Here is a 24,012-nt window from a genome sequence, read left to right as displayed (position 1 = left end):
ACTCTCACCTACATGGTCATTCAGTTGTCAAGGTTCTATATCCTTGCGGCTAATCCCCCTAATCTTTATTTGCCTTGGTTTCTAGCCAACGATTCGCACCTCCGTTCCTCCGTCAGTCCTCCTATCCATCCCAACGCCAACCCGGATACGGGTATGGCGTGGGGCTTCCGGCGAAGAAAGCTAAATAACTTGCCACTATCGGCATCTTGTCACGCTCTAACCTAATGCTGTCGCAGCCAATCGAGTGTGAATGCTCAAGGTACTGTTTAACACGTTGAGTGCAGAGTGATGAAGGTTTTCAGCAAGTCTTCCAATCACAGCATAAATTACAGGGCTGATTTTCGTTATCCAAACACCATCAAATCGTCTAAATTTAAAGATTTTTTTCGTAAATACGGTAAGTTTTATAAATGTTACCGCCTGCGGCTTCAATCACTTTACGAGAGGGAAAATTATCTTCCCAAACCCAACCTAGTTCTGCCCGTTTGTAGGGTTTTCCCTTTTGAATTCCTCCCTGCATCCCTAAATAAATTAAGGCAAGAGGTACCATTTTTCGGCGATATTCTGGCAAAGAACAAATGGCAATCACTCGTCCTTGGTCGATCTGGCGGCGATACCACAAAAATTTGATAATTCCGAGCCAGTTTAGTTTGCCATTGACGTGTTTTAAGGGAATATTGTAGTCGGGTAATCCCATCCAAAAGCCAATCATTTCGCCGTTATCTTCGGCGACCGGAAAAACATCTGGATCAACCAATGTTTGTAAGGATTTAGCTTCTTCCAAAAATTCTGCCTGACTGCGAGGTGCAGAACTCCAATTATTCGCAAAGGCACGATTGAACAAGTTATAAATACTTATACAATCTTGCTCAAATCCCTCGCCTTTGGTTTTCAGGGGACGGAACGTGATGCCTGATTTACAAGCAATTCGATACGCTTTTTCAAATTTATCAGAGAGAGGTTTGTCGAGGGGAAAATCATAAGCATAAGCATCTTTAGCTTTCTGCCATCCATCCTGTTCTATAAATTCTGGATAATGGGGTGGATTGTAGGGCATCATCACCATGGGGGGTGAATCAAAGCCATCAACTAAGCATAAACAATTGTTGTGAGTTGATAAATCAATTGGCCCTCGTGCCAGAGTCATTCCTTGCTCTTGTAACCACTGACAAGCGGCTGCTAGGAGAGATTTGGCGATCGCCAAATCTGGAATGCATTCAAAAAAACCAAATAAACCAACATTTTGTCCTTCTCGTTCAATCAACCGTTGATTCACAGCCGCCACGATACGTCCAACAGCCTGGGAATTTTTTTCGCCTTCTTCTAGAGCAATAAATGCCTGTAATTTCCCATATTCAAAAAAATGATTTGTGGGTGCCAACTGTTTAGCAATATCGCTACGCAAGGGGGGTACCCAATTTGAGTCATTAGCATAGACGTGTGCGGGTACGTCCAGAAACATTTCGCTGTCTGCTGGAGTAGCGACAGCCCGAATTTCGAAGGTTTTGGTTTGATTGATCACCTTGCTCATCTCCAGCTAGCCTCTGTACCTAATGCATCCTGAGGAATTGACCCGGACTTACCTTAAGACGTTACCAGAAAACCTGTACGGGTTGCTAACTTGAAGTTCTTGAGCGAAATGAGTGGCTTGAACGTCTCAGAGTAAAATTTATTATGACTTAAGCCTAATCTCTTTTTTCAAGGGAGATCGGGGAGAACTCTCAACGGCTTTTTATATGGCAATCCTAAATGAGTGACTTTCTTGGGATTGTGCCAATCCCCGACTTATTCAAGAATTCGAACATTTTAGCGTTTCCGAATCCTTGAGGACAGCTATAGTTTAATTTTTAATCCGAAAAAAAATTGATCGATTATCGATACTATAGAAATCATTAATTATTTTGAAGATAATCTTCTTTGCCTCTGGATAATTATTGTGTTAACGTAATTTAAAATTCCTCTAGATTCTACTCACCGTTCTATGCAAAAAAACAATAAGATTGAAATTAATAAAATTGCGTTTTGGATTTCCATTAGTCTGAATTTGTCAATTTTGGTACTAGGAACATTTTGGATCGCATCAAAAGGCGGTATTCCTTATGTATTTCGGACAATTTCTTATTTATTAAATCCTGAATCCATAGACAATAACAGTTTTTATGGGGCAGATAGAAAAAGCCTTTTTGAAACTTTTCCAAAATCAGAATCAGGTATTATATTTGTGGGAGATAGCCTCACAGATTTCTGTGAGTGGCAAGAATTATTTAGAGATGTTTCTATAAAAAATCGAGGAATTGCTGGAGATACTACTAGCGGAATTTTAAACCGAATTGATAATCTGGTCGAATCAAAACCTCAAAAAGTTTTTATTATGATTGGCATTAATGAATTACTTCAAGGTGAAACTGTAGATAAAATAGTCGGCAATTACCAATTAATTCTCAAAACGTTTAAAGAAAAAAATCCCCAAACAAAAGTCTTTGTCAAAAGCGTGTTGCCTCTTAATAAAAAATTTGCAGACCCTAAGATCAACAAAAATGTTATTGAACTTAATGCTAAATTAAAGAAATTATCTACAAGCTTCTTATATCAATACATCGATTTATTTCCATCTTTTTTAGGTAGTAACAATCAACTCGATGATCAATATACAACCGATGGGTTACATTTGAATGGAAAGGGATATTTATTGTGGAAAAACATTATTGAAAAAGAGGTCGTTCTGTAACTTACCCATCAAGAATTAGGTCGTAACCGTACTATTCATTTTTCTTAAATACGGATTAAAGTATACATTAACACTTCGCGCTCATGTCATCATAGTATTGCAGCTACCATTTACTCCCGCCACCTATGATTGCCCAAGACACCACACGCAATTGGAAACCCATCATCAAGCAATTTGAGGCAGTTGTTGGGAAAGACGGCGTGGTTCGCCGCAAAGAAGAATTACTCACCTATGAATGTGATGGTTTAGCCAGTTATCGCCAGCGTCCGGCGTTGGTGGTGCTACCGCGAACCACAGAACAAGTGGCAGAAGCCGTAAAAATCTGTGACCAAAACCAAATCCCTTGGGTGGCGCGGGGTGCTGGCACGGGACTATCAGGGGGTGCCTTACCTGTAGAGGATTGCGTGTTAATTGTCACCGCGTTGATGAAACGCATTCTCGAAGTTGACCTGGAAAATCAGCGAATCGTGGTGCAACCGGGGGTTATCAACAACTGGGTAACCCAAGCGGTTAGTGGTGCCGGTTTCTACTATGCACCTGACCCCTCTAGCCAAATTATTTGCTCAATTGGTGGTAACGTTGCTGAGAATTCCGGCGGTGTTCATTGCCTCAAATACGGCGTTACAACTAATCATGTTTTGGGATTAAAATTAGTTCTTCCAGATGGTTCAATTGTGGATGTCGGGGGGTCAGTGCCAGAACTTCCTGGCTACGACCTTACAGGTATATTTGTTGGTTCTGAAGGGACTTTGGGTATCGCCACAGAAATTACTCTACGCATTCTTAAAACACCTGAATCTATCTGCGTCCTCCTCGCCGACTTTTCCACTGTGGAAGAATCGGGTGGTGCTGTTGCCGATATTATCAGTTCCGGGATTATTCCGGGTGGCATGGAGATTATGGATAATCTCAGCATTAATGCGGTGGAAGATGTGGTGGCAACGGGATGTTATCCCAGAGATGCAGGTTCTATTTTGTTGGTAGAATTGGATGGTCTAGAGGTAGAAGTGGCAACCACTAAACAGCGCGTTGCCGAACTTTGTAAAAAGAATGGAGCACGAAATATTACCACGGCAAGTGACCCAGAAACCCGCCTCAAATTATGGAAAGGTCGCAAAGCGGCTTTTGCCGCAGCCGGTCATATGAGTCCAGATTATTTTGTTCAAGATGGAGTGATTCCCCGCACTCAATTGGTAGGCGTGCTGAAAGAAATTGAAAGGTTGAGTGAGAAATACGGGTACGCAATCGCGAATGTATTTCATGCCGGCGATGGTAACCTGCATCCTTTGATTCTTTACGATAATTCGATTTCAGGTGCACTGCATAAAGTCGAAGAATTAGGGGGAGAAATTCTTAAACTCTGTGTGAAAGTGGGTGGTAGCATTTCTGGAGAACATGGAATTGGTGCGGATAAGAAGTGCTTTATGCCGGATATGTTTAGTGAGACAGACTTAGAAACTATGCAATGGGTGCGTCAGGTTTTTAATCCCAAAGGTTTAGCCAATCCTGGTAAGATTTTTCCGACTCCTCGCACTTGTGGTGAATCGGCAAATGTTCAAAAGTTAGCACAATTTAAACAATCCGAAGTCTTTTAATGACTCCCTGTAAAATTCGTTTAGAGGGTTAGATCCCTGGCTGCAATAGTATTGCACCCATAGAACAAGACTCCTTAGCTTCATAGTTTTTAAACTATTAATAGAAGCTATGCACCGAAAAAGCTGAAGGCTGAAGGCTGAAGGCTTTTATAAATGTCTTCGAGATGAAGTTCGCGATTATCGAGGAACTCTCGGTATGAAGCGTATAAACAAATCTTCGATTGGATGGTTCCCCATTGGCAGGGGTTACAATCCCGTAACAATTGGTGCATAAGAGCCTTCCTTCTTTTGCCTTCTGCCTTCTTGCACCTTTCTCTGGCTCAGACTTGTTCCAGGCGGAAACCCAGCCTTACTACCCCCTAGAACTCTGAGTGAGTGCCGCTCTCTCAAGTTGCCTCTAAAGCCTGTGGCGACGATACAGGCTTGTCTTCCCACAGCAGTCAGACACAAAACCGTACTCTTGGCATCAATCAGCAGAACGCTAAGCTATCCCACTGAGCTTTTCCCAGCGCCGCTGTTCGAGACAATGTATAGCTTCCAGCGATACAGCTCAAATGTTTCCACGCTTACAATTTTTTTTTATGTAACCCTCTATCTTAAGAAAGAATTCGTATCGTGTATTAATTGCCATGACAGGTTTGGGAGAAGCCAAAGAGCAATAAGATTTTCTTTAACTAGGGTGTACAGGCTATCTGCTCAAATCTTATATTATTGATACACTTGAATACTCTTCCCTCTCTATCTCCATTTTCAGCGAGCTGAACAGAGGGTTCAGTTTTCGGTTTTCGCCAAAATCAGGATTATACGCATCTATCTTTACAGGACGGTTAAATATGACAAAGGGAGTTTTCTACTGCTACCAAATCCCCCTATGCAACCTAGCTCAAATTGATTGGATTGTAGACAATCCAATTCGTGACTGGGAACTGGAAGTCGAAGTGAATCAACCCGTGTGGAGGGTACAATACAATCCTGACCACCCTAATATGCAGAAGTTTAATCGACTTGATACCTGTACATCCTGCCAATTTTTTGGTGTAGTCTTTGATGATGATGTCGAAAATTATTTTGAAGAAGAGTGCCAAGAAGTAACACTTGTGTGGAATTAATTCAGCTAATAAATTGCTGAGTCGTGTTTTCCAAGCGATACATCTTTTTGCAATTTCATTTACTCGGATTCTAACTCAGAATCCGAGTGTATCATGACCTGATTATACCGCCCGAAAAACCATCGTATTCAAACCGCGTTTGGCAAATTCTCAGAGGTAGTGGAAGAGCTGAAACTCTGTCAGGAGAAGGAAGTAACAGCTCACCAAGCTTTGTTAATATCATAATGTAGCCCAGAATACAGACTTTTAGCCGTTCCTGCCTGACCTGCCTAAAAAGGGTTTGGCTAGGAGATTTGTACTCTGTACGCAGGGTATGGCAGCATCAGAATTTTCCGACGCATGGCAAAACGCACTCGCAAAAAACGTCAACCTTCCCACTCGTGGTCAAATCAACTCAATGATATGATTCGGGGTGCTTCAGGTGGCTTCTTGTTTGGCATTCCGCTGCTTTATACGATGGAAGTTTGGTGGATTGGCTCTCAAACCGCTCCATCCTTAATGCTAGTAATTTTGGCGATTACCTTCGTCGTTGTTTTGCTGCTCAACCACACGGAAGGATTTCGTAAAATCCAAAGTAAGCAGTTTTTCGATACAGTAATGGACAGCTTTGAAGCTTTGGCAATTGGAATTGTCAGCGCTACCTGTATCCTTTTTACCTTAGGCGAGATTACACAGGAAACACCGCTGAACGAAGCCCTGGGTAAATTAATTCTGGAAAGCGTGCCATTTTCCCTAGGAGCCGCTTTGGCGGGTGCTTTCTTAAGTGGCGATCGCTGGTCTTCTTCCAATAATCAGGATTCTGACCAGCAAGGCAATCGCAACAATCAAGGCAAGGAATCAAACTTTAACGCTACCCTGGCTGATATCGGTGGCACGTTAATCGGTGCCATGATCATTGCCTTCAATATTGCGCCCACCGACGAAATCCCTATGCTCGATGCCGCGATCGCACCGCCACGCCTTCTCGCGATCATCGCTGTATCACTACTAATTTCCTATGGGATTGTCTTCCAGGCGGGCTTTACCACGCAGAAACAGCGCCGACAGCAGAAAGGTATCTTTCAGCGCCCCATCAGCGAAACGGTTATGTCCTATCTCGTTTCACTTTTTGCCTCAGCATTTATGTTGTTTTTTTTCCATCGCTTGAGTTTAGATGACCCTTGGACGCTGTGGATGAGCCGGACATTAATCCTCGGATTACCAGCAACCATCGGCGGTGCAGCAGGACGCTTAGCGATATGAAAGACATGGATTCATCAGGCCCCGTGGAACAACAACCCCCTCGTTCACCCGCTGAGTGGACAAGCTTTAGTATTGCCCTGTTGATGGTGGCTGTGATTGTCGGACTTGTCATTTACCAATGGCTGACTCAGAAAAATCAACCCCCCGTAATATCGATTAACCGTTCCAGTGAAATTCGCGAAGCGCCAGGGCAATTCTATGTTCCTTTTGAGATCGAAAACACGGGCGGAGAAACCGCTGAGTCCGTTCAGGTAATTGCTGAACTCCGCATCAAGGGTGAGGTGGAAGAATCGGGTGAACAGCAAATTGATTTTCTCGCCAGTGGTGAAAAGCAGGAAGGTGCTTTTGTCTTTAGCCGCGACCCCCGAAACGGTGAACTCGTTGTCCGAGTTGCTAGTTACAAGCTACCGTAATCGTGACCCAATCATTCGTAATTCGTAGTGCGTAATTGTTAGTTCATGAGTATAGCAATAGTAGGTCACTTTCTGGCAGCCGTGATCGGGGTGAGTTTGGGCTTAATGGGTGGTGGCGGTTCGATTTTAGCCGTTCCGGTTTTAGTTTATGTGATGGGAGTTGCGCCCAAAGCAGCGATCGCCATGTCTCTAGCGATCGTGGGGATGGTAAGCCTGATCGGGGCTATCCCCCACTGGCGACTGGGTAACGTCCGCTTGGGAACCGCCCTCCTCTTTGGTTCGACGGCGATGCTGGGAGCCTATTTGGGGGCGCGATTAGCTTCCCTGCCTTGGATGACTGATACCTTGCAAATGGGACTGTTTGCCGTAACGATGCTGCTGGCAGCGGTTTTGATGATTCGCAAAAGTGATCATCTCTCGCAAGCCGAGATTGCAGAAGCAGATACTGACTCTCAGCCTACGCCGAAACCCCGTTATGCTTGGTTTTGGATGGCGATCGAAGGGATGGGTGTTGGTGTGTTAACCGGGTTGGTAGGAGTCGGGGGTGGTTTTGCGATCGTGCCTGCGTTGGTTTTGTTGGGTAATGTGCCGATTAAACAGGCAGCCGGTACCTCTCTATTGATTATTGCCCTCAAATCGGTGACTGGCTTTCTCGGTTATCTGGGACAGGTTGAGCTAGATTGGCCTTTGATGGCATCCTTTACCGTGGCGGCTAGTTTCGGCACTATTTTAGGTATTTACTTGGTTCCGTTCATTAAATCGCGACAACTTCAGATCGGATTTAGTTGTTTTTTGCTGCTGATGGCAGGGTTTGTTCTTTGGGAAAATTGGGCAAGCTAGGGGGTGCCTGGTCAATACTATTGCTGAGATCTTGCATCTGTTGCAACAACCGCCAGTGGTTAAAACCACTGTCTCATAGCTAAAGTCGTCTAAAGAAGACTCCCTAAGAATTTCAGTCCATTTCAATGGACTTGATCTATAAGCCAAGAAATTAATTTCTTGGCGGGTGTGGAGGCTTACTGACAAAGGTGCAAGATTTCAGATTGGTAACAAACCACAGACGCACAGAGGACACTAAGTTAAGAAGGATTAAGGAGAGTTTTTAACCTTCAAAGAAATTTGCAGATAGGCTCTAGTTAATTTAAAGATTAAATTAGAGAGATCAGGAGTTACGAGATGACTGGAAAGAAAATCTTAATGCTCGTCGGTGACTTTGTGGAAGACTATGAGGTGATGGTACCTTTCCAAGCCTTGCAGATGGTCGGTCACACGGTTCATGCCGTTTGCCCGGATAAGAAAGCAGGAGATACGGTAAAAACAGCCGTTCATGATTTTGAAGGCGACCAGACTTATAGTGAAAAACCGGGACACAACTTCCAACTCAACGCCACCTTTGATGAGGTGGTTGCCGACAAGTATGATGCATTGGTGATTCCAGGTGGGAGAGCACCGGAATATATTCGCCTGAATGAGAAGGTATTAGAAATTACCCGTCACTTTGCCTCGACGAATAAACCGATCGCATCTATTTGTCACGGCTTGCAAGTTTTAGCGGCGGCGGGTGTGTTAGAAGGTAAAAGTTGCACAGCTTACCCTGCCTGTGGGCCAGATGTAACTCGCGCTGGGGGACTTTATACCCATATTCCACCAGATGAGGCGATGGTTGATGGTAATTTGGTAACTGCACCCGCATGGCCTGCCCATCCTAAGTGGTTAGCCGCGTTTCTCAATGTTCTAGGGACTAAGATTGAGCATCAAGAAATGGCTGCTGTTTGAGGAATGCTCCTGAAGCGGAGAGTGGGAGACGCGGGGTTTTCCCGTGTCTCTTAGGCAGAACATGTAAATTTCATAATTTAGGACTTGCGCTGGGTTGCTCTCTAGAGGCGTGAATAAGATGAAAACTTCAACGGCTGTACTGCCACCGTTTTTGGTGCTGGATGGATTGTTGCACGGCTGGTTATTAGAGGATATTGGACGGGGCGATCGCACCACGGACAGCCTTTTTGCCTCTGGTTCTCAAACGGCAAAGGCGCAATGGATTGCGAAAGAATCCGGGGTGATTGCAGGACTGCCGATCGCCGCACGGGTGTTTCAGTTGCTCAATCAGCAGGTGAGGTTCATCCCATTAGTAGAAGAGGGAAAATGGTGCGATTTCTCGCCAGAAATGCCATCTGAACGCAGACCTGTTATTGCCACAATTGAAGGGCCACTGGATGCGCTGTTAACGGGAGAGCGAGTGGCGCTAAATTTAGCCATGCGACTAAGCGGAATTGCCACGCTGACTCACAAATATGTTGCTCAGATTGCCGATTTACCGACTCAATTGGTAGACACGCGCAAGACAACACCAGGGTTGAGGTTACTGGAGAAATATGCCACCCAAATAGGCGGTGCCGTGAATCACCGGATGGGGTTGGATGATGGGGTAATGATTAAAGACAACCACATTGCCGCTGCCGGAGGAATTGGGAACGCCATTACCCAAATTCGCGATCGCATTCCCTACCCACTCACCATCGAAGTGGAAACAGAAACCCTTGCTCAGGTTCGAGAAGCGTTAGAGCATCAAGCGGACATCATCATGCTGGACAATATGCCGTTAGAAATGATGCGACAAGCTGTGCCAATGATTCGAGAAAATAACAATCGCATCAAAATCGAGGCATCGGGTAACATTACCTTGGAAACCATCCGAGCCGTAGCAGAGACTGGAGTCGATTACATTTCCAGTAGTGCACCGATTACGCGATCGCCCTGGCTAGATTTGAGTATGAGAATCAGCCATTAGGCGTTTACTGGCGAAAGAATAACTTTATCAATTAATTCTAGCCCTTACCCTTAAATCTAACGTGGGTTATAGACTCTTTCTCCTGTTAGCCAGCCATTGCTTCTGTTCTTTTGCATCCTGCTTAACCCGCGCCAGGGCGGCTTTTTTGGTCTGAGTCATTTCTAGTAAGATTTTCAGGTCATCTCTGTCTATCCCCAACCGAGTACTGATGTCCTCAATCGCCCCCCAGTCCTCTGGGGATTTGGGCGCAGGAAAATCTTTCAGCTTTGTATAAAAAATTCGGGAGGAACAACCTAAAATCCGAATCACTTTCTTTTCTGTCAGCAAATCTACTATTTCTTGAAAAGTCATTTGCTCAAGAGCCTTAAGAAGGCTTTCCGTATTTGGCGTAAACCTGCTGAGGGGTTGCTGGCATTACGTTGCAGTATTCTTCGCTACCGTTTTTATTGCCAGTCGGGGCTTCGTAACCACAAACAAACTCGGCTGTGCCGTCAGAGAAGATATAAGCTCCACTGTAGTAGCCTGCTTGGTCAGGATTTCCAAAGGTTTCTTTGATGATTTTGGTTTGGCGCATTATTAAAAACTCACTTTTCCTATTACAGATAGGTTTAAAGTTTAAGCAGAATTTAATTATACCTCATAATCTGTGCCTTTCTTGAAGAATACTCAAACGAAAAATTCTTGTTGTTGTCACAAATTGCCCCTTATTCATTCTGTAGATCTTGACGGCATCGCATCCGAGCAGAATGTCTTTTCAACATGAGCAATACTCAATCCAAAATCCTAACCCTCAACCTCGGCTTAATTAAGATTTATTAATTATTTTTTGTTTTTAATACTATTTAAATAGTATTTTTCTGTCCAAAGGAAGAACGAATATAGGCAAAGTTACTTCATCCTAGATATAGGGACTCTAGGAAGTTCTCTGGGAAAGCCACTCTGCCTTTCTGAGAGGACATCTCCATCTCAACCCAATATATAACTGGGATTTATTTACTTTTATAAACTAGGATTTAACAATGCCTGACTCCATCAAAACACCCGATTCCATCAAAACTAAAATCAATAACGACCTTCAAAAAGCTCAAGAAGAAGGGAAACTGCGTGCCGAGCGTATTCGCGAAATTGTCCAATCGGCGGTATCGCAAACAACGTCTGAGTTTAAAGAAGGTTCAACCGAAATTCGCGCAACGGTGAAAGAAGCTATCTCTACCGTCATTGAAAGCCTGAAAGAAAGAGGAGGAGAACTTAAGGAGGAGATTACAGCTTCTATTGAAGGAGCGATTGAAGGCATGACTCAGGCTAAGCGCCAATCGATTGCGAAAACTCAATCCGAAATCAAGCAGCTACAAGCTCAAATTGATGCGGAAGAACATGAACTCCAAACTCAGATCGATCACACTCTAGCTGAAATTGAAGAAACCGGTAAAGACGCATCTCCTAATATTAAAACTTCCATTGAATCTGCAATCCATGCCCTCCAAGATAGTGAGGAAGTATCTTTAATGAAAAAGCGTTATGCCCAACTGCAAGCGCAACTATCAGTTTTGCAAGCTAACTTGTCTGCACGGTACGGGGAGCGCTACGACGACGTGAAAAGGCATCTAGATGATGCAAAAACCTGGTATGAACGTTCTCAACCTAAAGCTGAAGCCGCCGCTGAACAAGTAAGGCACAAGCGAATAGAGTTTGAGGACAAACTGGGTGAGGCGGGTGCTGCTCTCGCGAGGAGAGAACAACGAGTCAAACAACTCCTGAAGGAACTATGGCAATCCCTAACAGAGTCGTCGCCTGACCATAAAAAATAATACAATACCATTCCGCTTCTGCTTCTTCTGCAATTGAAATCAAAATAAATTCCCCGTCTCAGATTTACTTAAACGGGGAATTTATTGCGGTTAACGTCTCCAAAACTTGAAGTGTATTTTTTGAGAGTGCTTTATACTTAGGCGGCAGCTTATAGAACTAAGCTGAAGCTGCCGCTCAGGCAATCATTTCTAGTCGGTGCTTGTTACCTTACTGGAAACCCGTTTCTCTTGCAACTTGTTCTTCATGCTTGACAATCACCCAGATCGCATGAATGCTACCAGGCAGAATCCCTAGCAGAGTCAGCAAAATATTAATCAACAACGTCGGTCCCACTCCAACTGTCGTAAAAACAGCTACCGGGGGAAGGAATAAAGCAATGATAATTCTGATTAAATTCATATGTTTCTTTGGGGTTTTACTAAACTGACCGAAAAGTATGAGGTGTGAAGTCGGAAAGTTGCTGTCCCGATTTGGAATACAGAGGCACTAAGCCCGAAGATATAGCTTCAGGTGTTATTTTTCCTTTTCCTTCTTCAACCTGCGGTTTACTTTATCTCAATTATCCTGATTAAACGGGATAATAACCTCCACCCTAAGGATTATTAACGATTTAAGCAACTTCGTAGGAAACAGATTATTTCTTGAAGAATCCTTGGGTAAAATCATCATTGGGATTGGACGGGTAACAATCCGTAAAACTTCTACTTTTAGGCTTGAATTATAGAGCTAATTCAGCTCTGCTTTTCAAAGATTATCACTTCCTCCCCTGGATTGAGTGCAATGGTTCGGTTATCTCTACTGATAAAAGTCTTGTTCTACAGTTAAAAAAAACCGTTTATGTCTGTTAGCCTAATGTTTAAGTTGGCGATTTTGTTAACACAAATTAACAAGCTTTTCAGGAAATCTATCTCTGTAGAGAGGGCTTAAACTGTTTAATCCTCCAAAATCGAAGTAGTCCAACTTTATTAGAAACTTACTGTTTGTAAATTTGAGGGAGAAACTATGCTTGGAACCTTTTTTACATTATTAGCAACGGCACTTAGCTTACTGGTTGTTGACTTAGTCGTTCCGGGAGTTGATCTTGCCACCTTTCCCGCGGCGTTAATTGCTGCTGCGGTGCTTGGAGGGGTTAATTCTTCTGTTAAGCCGATTCTGTCAACGCTATCGATGCCATTAAACTTCGTCAGTTTGGGAGCATTTTCATTAGTTGTTAACGGGCTATGCTTTTGGCTGGCGTCACTCTTCGTACCTGGATTTAGGGTGAGTGGTTTATTAGCGTTTATTCTCGGCCCCATCATCTTGTCTTTTGTTAACACGTTCTTAAGCAATTACTTCGCTGAAAAAAATCCCGCTCTCAAGATTGGTGGTGTTTCAAACAACTCTAACCAGTTGGATGCGGCACGGAATTCTGAAGTCAAGATGGAAGTAGCACAGAAAAATCCTGACAAAGTTGAAGCATAATCTGAGCTATCAAAAATACCCAATCACTAGATTCGGTTGAGGAGCAAGTAGTAATACTTGCTCTCTTGCTATCTATAGGCGTTGGTTATCGAGGTTGGCACACTTTTCAGCCAGCAGCTTATACGGATGCGATCAGCTTCGTTTGTTGAATCGGATACATGACAAAGTAGCCTACCGATAAAACACAACGTCGCTCATTTTCCCCTGAGCGCAGAAATCAAACCCAAAGCATAGCAACAAAGCTGCCATTAGCAGTTCCATCTCTATCGCTGGCAAATCCTATCTTAAACTTGTTTCCCAAGGGGAATGGACAAAAAGCTTTTAATATGAATCGGCTCTGATATCAATTCTTTTTAATCATGCAACGAATAAACCCCCAGCGACTATCGTCCCTTCTTACTACGGGAGAACTATAGGGGGGCGGATGTGAAGTGAAATCCTGGAAAATTGGACTCAAGGTATCTTTTTCTTTCTATCGCCCGATATACCAGTGGACGTTAATTAATTGTTAAACTATATAAAGATATATAGCAATTGAATAAAACCTACAAAAAATTTAAATAAACTCCTAAATTAGGCAGATTATTCAGCTAATTTTTAAAGTTGGCCTTCCCTTCGCAGACCCCTTACTTTAGTAAAATTTCAACCGAAAGAGATTAGATTGGCATAAACAGCTAAAGACCTACGCACAAACAGCAGCAAAGTTCTGGCAGTAATCGGACATGATGCAGCAAAAACACATTGATAAATTGAAGGATGAATTGCCAGCTCCGGGGAGCGGCAAGTTATGTAATAAGGTAGCGTTAATTGTCGGTGGAGATAGTGGGATAGGACGTGCAGTGGCTATTGCCTTTGCCCAAGAAGAAGCTGATCTCGCGATCATCTACCGGAATGCTAACGAAGACGCCAAACAAACTCAAACAATGGTAGAGAGACAGGGGCGCTCGTGTCTCTTGATTGACGGTGATGTTGAAGATGAACAATTCTGTCAGCAGGCCGTACAAAAGGCGATTGCTCATTTTGGCAAAATTGATATTTTGGTGAATAACGCTGCTGAACAGCAACCGCCAAAAAGGCCTCAAAACATCAGTATGGATGAGCTAGAACGCACTTTACAAAGTAGTCTATGCTCGATGTTTTATATGACTAATGCTGCACTCCCTTATCTCAAAGAGGGAAGTACTATCATCAACACTACATCTGTAACCGCATCCCCAGGGAACCAACAATCCTTGAACTATACTTCTAGTAAGGGAGCCATCTTGACGTTTACTCGTTCCTTATCCCAATCGTTGGAAGATCAAGGAATTCGAGTTAATGGTGTAGCTCCGGGTCCTGTCTGGACAATGCTGGTTCCTTCTAATTTATCCGCTGATAAAGTGAAATCAATGGGCGATCAAATGCCAATGGGAGTAGAGAATCACCCCGAAGAAATTGCCCAAAGTGTGGTATTTTTAGCCTCAGAGGATGCCTCCTATATGGCAGGGCAAGTACTTTTTACCCAAAGTAGGCTCTGTTAATTGACTTTTTCTTGCAGATTCTTGTGTTCTAAATTTATAGACTATTCCTAAAAAATACCTGACACAGTAAAGCTACACCCACTCACTCTGTGGGTAATTTTTTAGTTTTCATCTCTTGTCATACCAAATTTCATAGGAATTTGGTATCAGATTTATGTTGAGCCATCTGGCACCCAATTTGTATACTGAACAGCCCACATCTTTTAGTATTTTAGAAGTATTTAATACTATTAAATTGTAAGCATTATTACTAAAGTCGTTAATAATAACCTAGTCTAAAGGCATAGCAAAAACTTCTTTCTAATGAGGCAAGAACTAAGAGCAACTTCTTTCTAAGGTGTTAGAGGTCTGAACAAACCATACACATTCTGAAAATTAATAGACAAGAGAAGGTAAAAAACTATGACTCAGGCTCAACAACAACAGGAATTACAACCACCACAACACCAAGATCATCGACCGGGTAGTGAATCTGAAATGACACCCAAACCCCAGGCACAGGGTTCTAATTATCGGGCTGCTGGGAAACTAGAAGGCAAAGTGGCTCTAATTACGGGTGGTGATAGCGGCATTGGTCGTTCAGTAGCAATCCTCTACGCTAAAGAAGGAGCTGATGTAGCAATCATGTACCTCAGCGAAGACCAGGATGCAGAAGAAACAAAGCGACTGGTGGAAGCCGAAGGCAAGCGCTGTGTGATGATCAAGGGGGATATAGGAGACGAGCAGTTCTGCCAACAGGCGGTACAGCAAACGGTTCAGGAGTTGGGGCACCTGGATATTCTCATTAACAACGCCGCAGAACAGCATCCCCAAGAGAGCATTGAACAGATCACAGCCGAGCAACTGGAACGCACCTTCCGCACCAATATTTTTAGTATGTTTTTCATGGCCAAAGCCGCTCTACCCCACCTGAAGGAAGGTAGTACCATCATCAATACCACGTCCGTCACTGCCTACAAGGGCAATCCTCAACTGTTGGACTACTCTTCCACTAAGGGTGCGATCGTTGCCTTTACTCGCTCTCTATCGCAATCCTTGGTTGAGAAGAAAATTCGCGTGAATGGTGTGGCTCCCGGCCCCATCTGGACTCCCTTAATTCCCTCCACGTTTCCTGAGGAAAAGGTGAAGAGCTTCGGCGCACAAGTACCCATGCAGCGAGCTGGACAACCCGAAGAAGTGGCTCCTTGCTATGTGTTTTTGGCTTCGGATGATTCCTCCTATATGTCAGGTCAAATTCTCCATCCCAATGGTGGTGAAGTTGTGAACGCCTAGATTATGAGGTACAGGAGCTTATAGTGTTAACGAATTTCGCGCAATTCCCCATCCGCTAGGCAATGGGGATGGTACCGCAATGATAAATAAGAGGCTCGATGCCTCTTATTTATTCAATCTAGCCCCTAATTGTGGTTTGGTGTATTGTTTAACTATTTCTCAGGGTGCGCTCCCACAAGATACAATACATTGAAAATCGTGCCATAGTCTGACTTTCGGATTCCAGTAAAACTTTTCAATTTCAGAGTTATATTTTTTCCTTGCTTTCTTTAAAGGATTGAGAAAGCAACCCTTATTCAAGCTAGTTGCCCAAAGCACACTGGTTCGATGTTCGTGAAGCGAGGCGTTAGCCTAGCAACTGGGGCAAGCCAAGAGACAAAAATCTCAAATTAAGGGAGCCGAACACACCCCTCAAACCGTCTCACTCCTCCATTTTGTTATAAAATCTTAACAATAGGCATCTCCATGATCGCTTTTACTCGCACTACCAAACTCAGCCGCAGAAAATAGACCGATGAGCTACTACATTTCTCCCCGCTTTTTAAACAAACTTGCCGTTCACATCACCAAAAATTATCTCGACCTCCCAGGAGTGCGCGTTCCCTTAATTCTCGGTATTCATGGACGCAAGGGAGAGGGAAAATCCTTTCAATGCGAGTTAGTCTTTGAGCGCATGGGAGTTGAAGCCGTCCACATGTCGGCGGGTGAATTAGAAAGCCCAGATGCAGGAGATCCAGCACGTTTAATCCGCCTGCGCTATCGAGAAGCGGCTGAACTCATCCGGGTACGCGGCAAAATGGCTGTCCTGATGATCAACGACTTAGATGCAGGGGCAGGGCGCTTCGATCAAGGGACTCAATACACAGTAAATACCCAGTTGGTAAACGGCACATTGATGAATATTGCCGATAATCCAACTGATGTGCAACTCCCTGGTAGTTATGACTCAACACCACTCCATCGCGTACCAATTTTGGTAACAGGAAATGACTTTTCTACTCTATATGCGCCGTTAATCCGAGATGGTCGGATGGAGAAGTTTTACTGGGAACCCGATCGCGAAGACAGAATTGGTGTTGTTAGCGGTATCTTTTCAGAAGATGGGCTACCTCGTCAACAGATTGAACAACTTGTTGATACCTTTCCAGGTCAACCTATCGATTTCTTTAGTGCGTTGCGATCGCGTATTTACGATGAACAAATCCTGCATTTCATCCAAAAAATTGGGTTTGAGCGCATCTCTTCCCGTATCGTGAATAGTGCAGAAGAAGCGCCAACGTTTCCCAAACCAAATTTTAATCTGTCTCGCTTAATTGAATTTGGGAACCTGTTGAGGGGTGAACAGAAGCAGGTAGAAAATATGGGGCTTGTCAGGGAGTACAATCAAGCTCTATCTCCACAGCAGAAAAATCAACAGCCTCAAGATATATCTCGTCCAGCTAGCCGAAGACCAGAAAACTCACAAGCAGATACTCAAAATGAGTTAATCAATCAGCCAATCAGCGCTAACGGTTCCAACGGATTAAACAGTTCCAGAACGCCAAGCAAACCCGTACCGAATGGGCCATTGGATTTAGAAACTCAGGAGCAAATTCGTGAGCTTTTGGCTCAAGGGTATCGCCTAAGTATCGAACATGCCAACGACCGTCGAGTCCGGAATAATGCGTGGCAAAGTGGTGCCTCATTCCAGGGAGATGAAGCATCGCAAATAATCATCGACTTGGCAGAACTCCTAGCTGAACACAACGGCGAATATGTACGATTGATTGGCTTCGACCCCAAGGCCAAACGGCGGGTTTTGGAAAAGATTGTCCAACGACCAAACTGATAGATAATGTTTCGCTGTAGGGGCACGATATTATCGTGCCCTATCGGTTATTAGACCTGTTGTAAAGATCTAAAGAACCCCTCCCCAAAACGGAGAGAGAGTATGATTAGTTCTCCCTCTTTGAACTCAAGTTTAAGGCTCATAGCCTGTACGCTACTGACTGATGACAAAAATTATTTTAAGCGAGTTGGGCGACTATTTATCCGTAATAGGCAACCCCAGTAATTGATTAAGTCTTGAGGATATCTAAAACAGAGTTCAACCATTGTTGATAAGTTAGTCTTGCTCCAGCAGCACGAAAATTAGCTCCGAGTTCATGAACTACAATTTTGTGTAGCTCCTGCTCGGACAAATTCTGGTTTAGAAACGATTCTAATTCTTGAATGGCTTGATTTACTGTTGCAGCAGGATTATTGGCTTTAAAATCTTTTACAACCTCTTTGTATGATGCATTTTTCCCGTCCCCATCATACATAGTTTTCCAGTCTTGATGGAAGTAAGCACTAAAGAAATATTTTAGCTTTGGGTATAGTACCTCAGACTTAGTCATGCGTTAAATGCGGCCTTTCTCGCTGCTGATGCGGGAGAGGCAGTCATGATGAAACATATTCTACAACCGGCAAAGAGCGAATATGTCAAGTTAGAGCGATCGCTAACTGACGCTGAAATTCGAGGTTGGGTCTAATTCCTCTTTCCAAAAACCCAAGGTTGTTGAGGTTAACGTGCTTGCTCTTGTTACCCCCATTGCGGGTAAAAAATGAGGATAATCCAACTGGCGATAAAAAAAGCAGCGAATAATCCAATCATAATTTCCAAAGACCAGGGTACATTGAGGCTTCCGAGGAGCGGAGTAGCAGAAAGCAGCAAAATAAACAAAAATATTAAGACAAACCAAACCATAGCGTTATCCCCCTTGAATTCACTTCTATAAAAATCGCTAGCACAGAGTTGAGTTTTGAGCTGGTAAAACGAGTTAGCACTAGCCTAGCGTGTCCGAAGGACATTGGAAATCACACTTGAGTTAAGGTGCAATATAGGGGAGAGGTGACTCGATATCATCAGGACAGTTCAAGACGTGTTCTACGAAATGGCAGTAAAAGGCGTACACTTTCTGCCTAATATTGTCCCTATTCAACGTTTACGGTCATTTAGATGGCAGGACTCAAGCGTATAGCACTTAGCTCGACTTTAGCGATGATCTCAATAACTGGAGGCTGTACAGAAAACCGCTTACCCCAACCCACAGCCCCTGTATTATCGAATTCGTCTGGTGTTACAAAACCGACGAAATCGGCTCAATCCTCACTCCAATCACCAACAAAAAAGGCTCAAAAAGAAGCTATTTTCGTCTTAGGTGGAGCAACAGAACGAGAGCGATTTGCCGCTAAATTCGCGCAGCAGCACCCCCGGCTCCCCATCTGGGTGTCTTCGGGTAGTCCCGAAGCTTATGCACGAAAGGTGTTTGCGAGGGCAGGAATTAAAAAGAGTCGTGTCCACTTGGATTATCAAGCCGTGGATACAGTAACGAACTTCACGAGTTTAGCGGATGAATTTCAATCCCAGGGGATTAGTCGCGTATATTTAATTACTTCATCAGACCATATGCGCCGTGCTCGTGTCATCGGAGAAATCGTGTTTGGTAGTCGAGGAATTCAGTTAAAGCCCGTACCTGTCTCGAATAAACGTACACCTGAACCGCCTGAAAAATGTTTCCGGGATGGTATAAGAGCTATCCTATGGCTCAATGCTAATTATACGAATTCCAGCCTGAGTCAAGGAGATTCGACGATGTCAAAATCGCAATCAGGCTATTCCCAAAAGCTCGATGACTGCTACAGGTAGTACTCAAAGTTGATTCAGCTAGACTGGAAGAGCAAAATTTTTACTCACATTCCATCGTTTACCATCATGAATCAGTAGCGTGAGTTGAGAAACTGTAAACTTAAACTTTAACTCTCGATGCTGAAATTCAGGCCATGCAGCGCGAAAGTTCTGCTTGGTTAAATCTTGAAATGCAACAGTCATGTGAGGACCAAAGGGACGGGTTTTAGAAACAGAGTCAACAATCCCCAGCGAGTCCTCCATTTGTGCCATCAAATCGCCTTGCAAACTCATCAGTTCTGGTGTGCTGGCAACATTGATATAAATGACACGCGGCACAAAGGCTCCGAACCCGTTGAGGATAATTGGCACTGACGTCTGGGTTTCGGCAAACGTTGAGAGAGTTTGTTCCAGAAGGGGTACGTTATCGAGATGCCATTCAAAGGGGGGTTGCAGAGTAATGTGGGGCGGAGAGTTCTGAGCTTTTCTGCTATTGTAGTTTTGCGCGAAGTATTCCTTAACCTCATTCGCGTAATCTTGAATTTCCTGCGGCGGCAGGAGTGCGATAAAAAAGCGACGTTTTGAGTTATCCAAAGATAGAAAATCGTCAAATTACTAAACTTTCTTGATTTGTACTATAATCCAAAATTTCAAATGCCCTGGTTTGTAAAGATTGAAGAAGGCATCGTCAATAAAGCTAGCTTTGACCAATACGTACCAGCTCATAAAGCCTACGTCGCAGACTTGATTGCCAAGGGACACAAGGCAAAAACGGGCTATTGGGCGGAACGAGGAGGCGGAATGCTGTTGTTTGAGGCCGATTCAATGGATGAGGCAAAGGCCCTTGTTGCCCAAGATCCACTGATCCAAAACCATTGTGTCAACTATGTTCTCTATGAATGGCGCATTATTGTCGAGTGAGTGAAGACAGGAGTAGGTCTGTTGCCTTTCGATGAGTCAGACCGCACACAATCATGTTATGATAATTATGACCTGGAACTATGCGGTTTCAACGCCCAAATCTTGTCAGGACCGGAAGGTAGCAGCAATACGGGATGCTTGAGGCAGGCGTAGTCTCCGGGTCATTTTGTACGAATATTTTTACTTTAAAGATGTCCATTAAAGAGTTATTTGTCAGTTTTAAACAATTAATGTCCAAAACTACGCATCTTGGGCGTTTCAGGTTCATAGCCGACTTGATTTTACTGGAAAAACAGTTTTAAACACTTAATGTCCAAAACCGGGGTGTTTTTAGTACTTGTACACTAATTGAGCGCGGGTGAGATGATTAACGTTCTAACAGAAGTTTAGAAACTATATAGGTGGATTACAGCGATTGAGCCTGAGCGTTGATGATCCAGGACATAGAAAAAGTGGCAAGCCCGTGTCTATCTTCAGATTAGCAATCGTGAGCATCCCGTATTGCTGCCTTTCAATCCTCCGTATTTAAAGTCCCAACTCGGAATCTATACTTCAACTGATGAACTGGGTATTTCAACCCACCCAGAGGCGGGAGGGTTAATGAAACTCTGTCTACTGATTATTTTGAGGGAGAGTACGAGCTTTCAACCCACCCAGAGGCGGGAGGGTTAATGAAACTTTTTCAGTAGAGCTTGAGCTTGATTATAGAGGAGCTTTCAACCCACCCAGAGGCGGGAGGGTTAATGAAACCGCGCCCGCTGAAACCCTTACCTACACAAGCTGACAAATACCTGACTGTCGGCTGATTTGAAATTGTTCATTTCAGCTCTCTCCCAAGGAGAAATTTAACTGCGGTGAAAGCCTCAAATCAATATCAGATAAGGGTTTTGAAGTTTTGACGGCTCTCTGGGGTTTTGGCCCCCGCTTTCAGCCGTCAGAAAAAGATGAGGGAGGATTCCTTCTTGCTCGAAGGCGATGGGGTAGCTGCCACGACACGTAAGCCTGTATCCTTATAACCAGAGGCTCTAAACCACTGTTATAAAAACATTGCCCTCTGATGCTAGGCGCGACCCTGCACCGTATCTGCGGACAAGTTCCGCAGAGAGAAGCGGACAACTACCAAGGGCGGAAAGCAATTAAACTGCCCTTACACTTATCATCTGTTCGCGAGGAACGAGACGCGCTATTGAATCAATATTATCTTGTCAAGGTACAAATGCTGGATGATGTAAAGAATCATCAAGTTTCAGTCTTCTAGGAAGATAAAGCAATGGCTATTGCTTTTTGCTGCAAATCTCCTTGGGAGGACTGTTTCCTTTGGACGACGGCGATACCCTCTCTTTTGGCGCACTCTCTAATACACTCACATAGTCTTGCATAGCTCCAACGATGGAAGCTGGCTCGATAATGCAAAGCATATTCTTTTTGGCGTTCCTTCTCATTAGGGAACAGTCGCTGTGCTTGCGCTCGAATGCCGCTCTCAACGCTTTCACGAATGCCCTTGAGTTGGGGGATGGCAATGGTTCCTGCTTTACTTTTCAGGGCCAGCTCGACTATTTGAGCCGCGATGAGTCGGTCAACGTAGAGTCCTAGATTGGAGTCGGAGTTGTCCTCCCGATAACAGTTTTGCTGCTGCTGTTTAGCCCTTTGTCGAGCATTCTGTTGATGTCGTCGATGGAGTTGCTGAACCAGGCGATAGGGTTTCCCTTGAACGCGCTTTCTTTTCCTGATGTAGAGCTTGCCGCCATTGGGATGCCGCTTTTCGATGCCATCTTTTAACATCGGTTCCTTCGAGCCATGTCTCCAGATAAATTGGGCTTTTCCCCCGTTCAAGAGTTGCTTGGCACTCTTGCACTGTAGAACTTGTTGTTTGGCGATATCTACAACAGCAATTGCTACAGGTTGATGACGACTAAAACTGACTCCAACTGAGATATCAGGTTGCCCTTCATAAGGTACGGTGTGAGGCCGAGGTGGGGGTGAATGATTCTCCAGACGGTTTAATGTGGAGCATTTGCGTTTAACGGAGCTAATCTGTTGCTGAGTTAGTCCTAATTCATCCAAGTCTTTCTGTTCAAGCTTTTCTTTTCCTTTAAGTTCTTTAATGATTGCCTGTTTTTTTTCTGCTCGTATTTGCTCGGTTCCCTCGGCTGTTAACAGAGGTCTGCTCACAGTGCAATGAAGATAAAGACGATGAGTATTCCAAGGCTCTAGTTGGTCTCCTGGTTGGTCTGCTCCTATTTTCTTTTTGCTCCTGTGTCCACTTTCATCCTTACGCCAAATTAGGCAGGCTGAGCGCAGAGCAAAGAGTCCTTCAGAGAAACGTTCTTCTGTGGGCAATTGAGTATAAGTCTGATAATCAATCAGAAACCGTCGAAATAAGGGGAGCTGACGACGATCACACTGAATCTTAAAGGTATAGTTTTTGCCTTCCTCGGATTTGTTTTTTTGGGGTTCGGCTCCTTTGAATTTAACGCAAATTCTTTCTTTGGGTCGCGGAGAATGCGGCTTATTACTCTTTAATAACTCTGAATGAATCCCATTTTCCGGGTTAGAAGGATTGGATGTATCTTGAGACTGAACAGACCAATACAAGTCACCCGAACTATAAAAGAGAATTGGGTAAGGTAATTCGTTGAACAGAGGCAGTTGCTCTTGAAAAGTCAGTGTATCTAGTTCCGCTTCCAGCTTCTGGGGGTCATCTCTCAATTCAGGAAGAGTACTGATGTGAGCCAAAATCTGTAAGTATCGCTGTCCGGTTGGGTCTCTTCCTTTTGGAAGTCGGCTTTTTAGCTGCTCTTCAAGTCGCTTAATTTGTACTCTTTTTTTGTCTAGACGCTCGGAAAGCGCCGTGAGATTAGGTTCTTCTTCGCTGACTTGAAGTTCATTAATGAGCAGATGATTAATCGCACGACGATTTAGAGGGTCTTCGGCAGTATCATCATGCATGTTCAACAAAATTCCTATGAGATTTCTCGGCTGACTGCTGTTCCTGTTCAGCATCTCTATTGCCTTTTCCAGAATTTCACCAGCTTGAGTACGAACCTCATCAGGATTAAAATCAGTGGTTGCTGACAATTCCAATTCACTTTCTACTGCCTCTAACCAACGCTGCTTGCCCAGGAGTCGAAGCTGTCGTTGTTGCTGTAAGGCTAACCAAGACTTATAGGTGTCACAGGAGATTAACTCAGCGGATGTATAAAACCGTTTTGGTAGTCCTGAATATTGGGGATTCTCTTTGAGGGCATTGAGAATTTTTCGTACCGCTTCGCGAGAAATATCGCCCTTTTTCTGCCATTCCTGAAACTGGAGATGTTGAGCAATCTTTTCGAGCAATTCATTCACTAGAAGGGTGTATTTTTCCATCCATTGCCAAAAGTCTCGACGTGTCTGTTCACTGGCAGAAAGACGGCATTGAATCGTATACATTGACATATTCATCAGATAGACACTCCCAGTCGTCAGGATTTAGTTTTTCAATGGCACCACAGTCACTCATCTCAGA

At 43.9% G+C, this 24,012-nt stretch carries 25 protein-coding genes, 1 other RNA gene and 1 CRISPR repeat array; of the genes, 18 read left to right on the top strand and 8 right to left on the bottom strand.

Annotated features, from left to right (window positions below; translation table 11 throughout):
• On the top strand, nucleotides 1–225 hold a 225-nt coding region (locus tag NDI48_27385; protein ID MEP0834890.1), incomplete at its 5' end, for a hypothetical protein.
• Between the two features lie 148 nt (nucleotides 226–373).
• Here the strand turns inward: NDI48_27385 and NDI48_27380 are convergent.
• Nucleotides 374–1,531, bottom strand: a complete 1,158-nt coding sequence (locus tag NDI48_27380; protein MEP0834889.1) for a hypothetical protein — start codon at nucleotides 1,529–1,531, stop codon at nucleotides 374–376.
• Between the two features lie 450 nt (nucleotides 1,532–1,981).
• Between NDI48_27380 and NDI48_27375 the strand changes: the two genes are divergently transcribed.
• Nucleotides 1,982–2,728 (top strand): GDSL-type esterase/lipase family protein, encoded by a 747-nt coding sequence (locus NDI48_27375; GenBank protein MEP0834888.1) that lies wholly within the window; start codon nucleotides 1,982–1,984, stop codon nucleotides 2,726–2,728.
• Nucleotides 2,729–2,853: 125 nt separating this feature from the next.
• On the top strand, nucleotides 2,854–4,323 hold the full coding sequence (glcD, locus tag NDI48_27370; protein ID MEP0834887.1) for a glycolate oxidase subunit GlcD: 1,470 nt from the start codon (nucleotides 2,854–2,856) through the stop codon (nucleotides 4,321–4,323).
• Between the two features lie 107 nt (nucleotides 4,324–4,430).
• On the opposite strand, the gene NDI48_27365 is transcribed toward glcD, so the two are convergent.
• Complete coding sequence (locus NDI48_27365) at nucleotides 4,431–4,595, bottom strand: hypothetical protein (protein MEP0834886.1); 165 nt, start codon at nucleotides 4,593–4,595, stop codon at nucleotides 4,431–4,433.
• Between the two features lie 561 nt (nucleotides 4,596–5,156).
• Here NDI48_27365 and NDI48_27360 point away from each other — a divergent pair.
• From NDI48_27360 to nadC, 6 genes are all read left to right on the top strand, one after another.
• Entirely contained in the window at nucleotides 5,157–5,432 is a 276-nt protein-coding gene (locus NDI48_27360; GenBank protein ID MEP0834885.1) for a hypothetical protein, read from the top strand.
• 339 nt (nucleotides 5,433–5,771) lie between these two features.
• A complete protein-coding gene (locus tag NDI48_27355) occupies nucleotides 5,772–6,674 on the top strand; it encodes a TIGR02587 family membrane protein (protein MEP0834884.1) in 903 nt (300 codons plus the stop codon).
• Complete coding sequence (locus NDI48_27350; GenBank protein ID MEP0834883.1) at nucleotides 6,671–7,087, top strand: TIGR02588 family protein; 417 nt, start codon at nucleotides 6,671–6,673, stop codon at nucleotides 7,085–7,087. The genes NDI48_27355 and NDI48_27350 overlap by 4 nt, the downstream gene beginning before the upstream one ends.
• Nucleotides 7,088–7,132: 45 nt before the next feature.
• Nucleotides 7,133–7,927: a sulfite exporter TauE/SafE family protein gene (locus NDI48_27345; GenBank protein MEP0834882.1), complete on the top strand. Its 795-nt coding sequence runs from the start codon at nucleotides 7,133–7,135 to the stop codon at nucleotides 7,925–7,927.
• 336 nt (nucleotides 7,928–8,263) lie between these two features.
• A complete protein-coding gene (locus NDI48_27340; GenBank protein MEP0834881.1) occupies nucleotides 8,264–8,863 on the top strand; it encodes a DJ-1/PfpI family protein in 600 nt (199 codons plus the stop codon).
• A gap of 118 nt (nucleotides 8,864–8,981) precedes the next feature.
• Nucleotides 8,982–9,875 (top strand): carboxylating nicotinate-nucleotide diphosphorylase, encoded by an 894-nt coding sequence (gene nadC / locus NDI48_27335; GenBank protein ID MEP0834880.1) that lies wholly within the window; start codon nucleotides 8,982–8,984, stop codon nucleotides 9,873–9,875.
• A gap of 66 nt (nucleotides 9,876–9,941) precedes the next feature.
• On the opposite strand, the gene NDI48_27330 is transcribed toward nadC, so the two are convergent.
• Both NDI48_27330 and NDI48_27325 read right to left on the bottom strand, forming a co-directional pair.
• Complete coding sequence (locus tag NDI48_27330; GenBank protein ID MEP0834879.1) at nucleotides 9,942–10,226, bottom strand: hypothetical protein; 285 nt, start codon at nucleotides 10,224–10,226, stop codon at nucleotides 9,942–9,944.
• Nucleotides 10,227–10,239: 13 nt separating this feature from the next.
• Nucleotides 10,240–10,449, bottom strand: coding sequence for a hypothetical protein (locus NDI48_27325; GenBank protein MEP0834878.1), 210 nt, complete (start codon nucleotides 10,447–10,449; stop codon nucleotides 10,240–10,242).
• 445 nt (nucleotides 10,450–10,894) lie between these two features.
• Here NDI48_27325 and NDI48_27320 point away from each other — a divergent pair, with 445 nt between their 5' ends.
• Nucleotides 10,895–11,683, top strand: a complete 789-nt coding sequence (locus NDI48_27320; protein MEP0834877.1) for a histidine kinase — start codon at nucleotides 10,895–10,897, stop codon at nucleotides 11,681–11,683.
• Between the two features lie 208 nt (nucleotides 11,684–11,891).
• On the opposite strand, the gene NDI48_27315 is transcribed toward NDI48_27320, so the two are convergent.
• Nucleotides 11,892–12,083: a YqaE/Pmp3 family membrane protein gene (locus NDI48_27315; protein MEP0834876.1), complete on the bottom strand. Its 192-nt coding sequence runs from the start codon at nucleotides 12,081–12,083 to the stop codon at nucleotides 11,892–11,894.
• Nucleotides 12,084–12,686: 603 nt separating this feature from the next.
• Between NDI48_27315 and NDI48_27310 the strand changes: the two genes are divergently transcribed.
• From NDI48_27310 to NDI48_27295, 4 genes are all read left to right on the top strand, one after another.
• Entirely contained in the window at nucleotides 12,687–13,145 is a 459-nt protein-coding gene (locus NDI48_27310) for a phage holin family protein (protein ID MEP0834875.1), read from the top strand.
• Between the two features lie 722 nt (nucleotides 13,146–13,867).
• On the top strand, nucleotides 13,868–14,665 hold the full coding sequence (locus NDI48_27305; protein ID MEP0834874.1) for an SDR family oxidoreductase: 798 nt from the start codon (nucleotides 13,868–13,870) through the stop codon (nucleotides 14,663–14,665).
• A 402-nt stretch (nucleotides 14,666–15,067) separates the two neighbouring features.
• Nucleotides 15,068–15,937 (top strand): SDR family oxidoreductase, encoded by an 870-nt coding sequence (locus tag NDI48_27300; GenBank protein MEP0834873.1) that lies wholly within the window; start codon nucleotides 15,068–15,070, stop codon nucleotides 15,935–15,937.
• 514 nt (nucleotides 15,938–16,451) lie between these two features.
• Nucleotides 16,452–17,765, top strand: coding sequence for a ribulose bisphosphate carboxylase small subunit (locus tag NDI48_27295; GenBank protein MEP0834872.1), 1,314 nt, complete (start codon nucleotides 16,452–16,454; stop codon nucleotides 17,763–17,765).
• Nucleotides 17,766–17,994: 229 nt separating this feature from the next.
• On the opposite strand, the gene NDI48_27290 is transcribed toward NDI48_27295, so the two are convergent.
• Entirely contained in the window at nucleotides 17,995–18,240 is a 246-nt protein-coding gene (locus NDI48_27290; protein ID MEP0834871.1) for a contact-dependent growth inhibition system immunity protein, read from the bottom strand.
• Nucleotides 18,241–18,917: 677 nt separating this feature from the next.
• On the opposite strand from NDI48_27290, the gene NDI48_27285 reads away from it, so the two are divergent.
• Nucleotides 18,918–19,607 carry a YdcF family protein gene (locus NDI48_27285; GenBank protein ID MEP0834870.1) on the top strand — a complete coding sequence of 230 codons (690 nt, stop codon included), beginning with the start codon at nucleotides 18,918–18,920 and terminating at the stop codon, nucleotides 19,605–19,607.
• 18 nt (nucleotides 19,608–19,625) lie between these two features.
• On the opposite strand, the gene NDI48_27280 is transcribed toward NDI48_27285, so the two are convergent.
• On the bottom strand, nucleotides 19,626–20,180 hold the full coding sequence (locus tag NDI48_27280) for a 2'-5' RNA ligase family protein (GenBank protein ID MEP0834869.1): 555 nt from the start codon (nucleotides 20,178–20,180) through the stop codon (nucleotides 19,626–19,628).
• A 60-nt stretch (nucleotides 20,181–20,240) separates the two neighbouring features.
• On the opposite strand from NDI48_27280, the gene NDI48_27275 reads away from it, so the two are divergent.
• The 3 genes from NDI48_27275 (at nucleotide 20,241) to NDI48_27265 (ending at nucleotide 21,765) form a co-directional block, all read left to right on the top strand.
• Nucleotides 20,241–20,507, top strand: coding sequence for a YciI family protein (locus NDI48_27275; GenBank protein MEP0834868.1), 267 nt, complete (start codon nucleotides 20,241–20,243; stop codon nucleotides 20,505–20,507).
• Between the two features lie 69 nt (nucleotides 20,508–20,576).
• An RNA gene (gene ffs, locus NDI48_27270) (signal recognition particle sRNA small type) lies at nucleotides 20,577–20,673 on the top strand.
• A 405-nt stretch (nucleotides 20,674–21,078) separates the two neighbouring features.
• A CRISPR array of direct repeats spans nucleotides 21,079–21,257; the repeat unit is 36 nt; unit sequence TTTCAACCCACCCAGAGGCGGGAGGGTTAATGAAAC.
• A gap of 307 nt (nucleotides 21,258–21,564) precedes the next feature.
• Nucleotides 21,565–21,765 (top strand): hypothetical protein, encoded by a 201-nt coding sequence (locus NDI48_27265; GenBank protein MEP0834867.1) that lies wholly within the window; start codon nucleotides 21,565–21,567, stop codon nucleotides 21,763–21,765.
• Here NDI48_27265 and cas12k read toward each other — a convergent pair.
• Complete coding sequence (cas12k, locus tag NDI48_27260) at nucleotides 21,762–23,936, bottom strand: type V CRISPR-associated protein Cas12k (protein ID MEP0834866.1); 2,175 nt, start codon at nucleotides 23,934–23,936, stop codon at nucleotides 21,762–21,764. The genes NDI48_27265 and cas12k overlap by 4 nt on opposite strands.
• Nucleotides 23,937–24,012 lie beyond the last annotated feature (76 nt).

It is taken from the genome of Microcoleus sp. AS-A8 (assembly GCA_039962225.1).
In the GTDB taxonomy this organism is placed as follows: Bacteria; Cyanobacteriota; Cyanobacteriia; order Cyanobacteriales; family Coleofasciculaceae; genus Allocoleopsis.
Note: the sequence above shows the minus strand (reverse complement) of the source record. Positions and strands in the feature narration are given on the sequence as shown.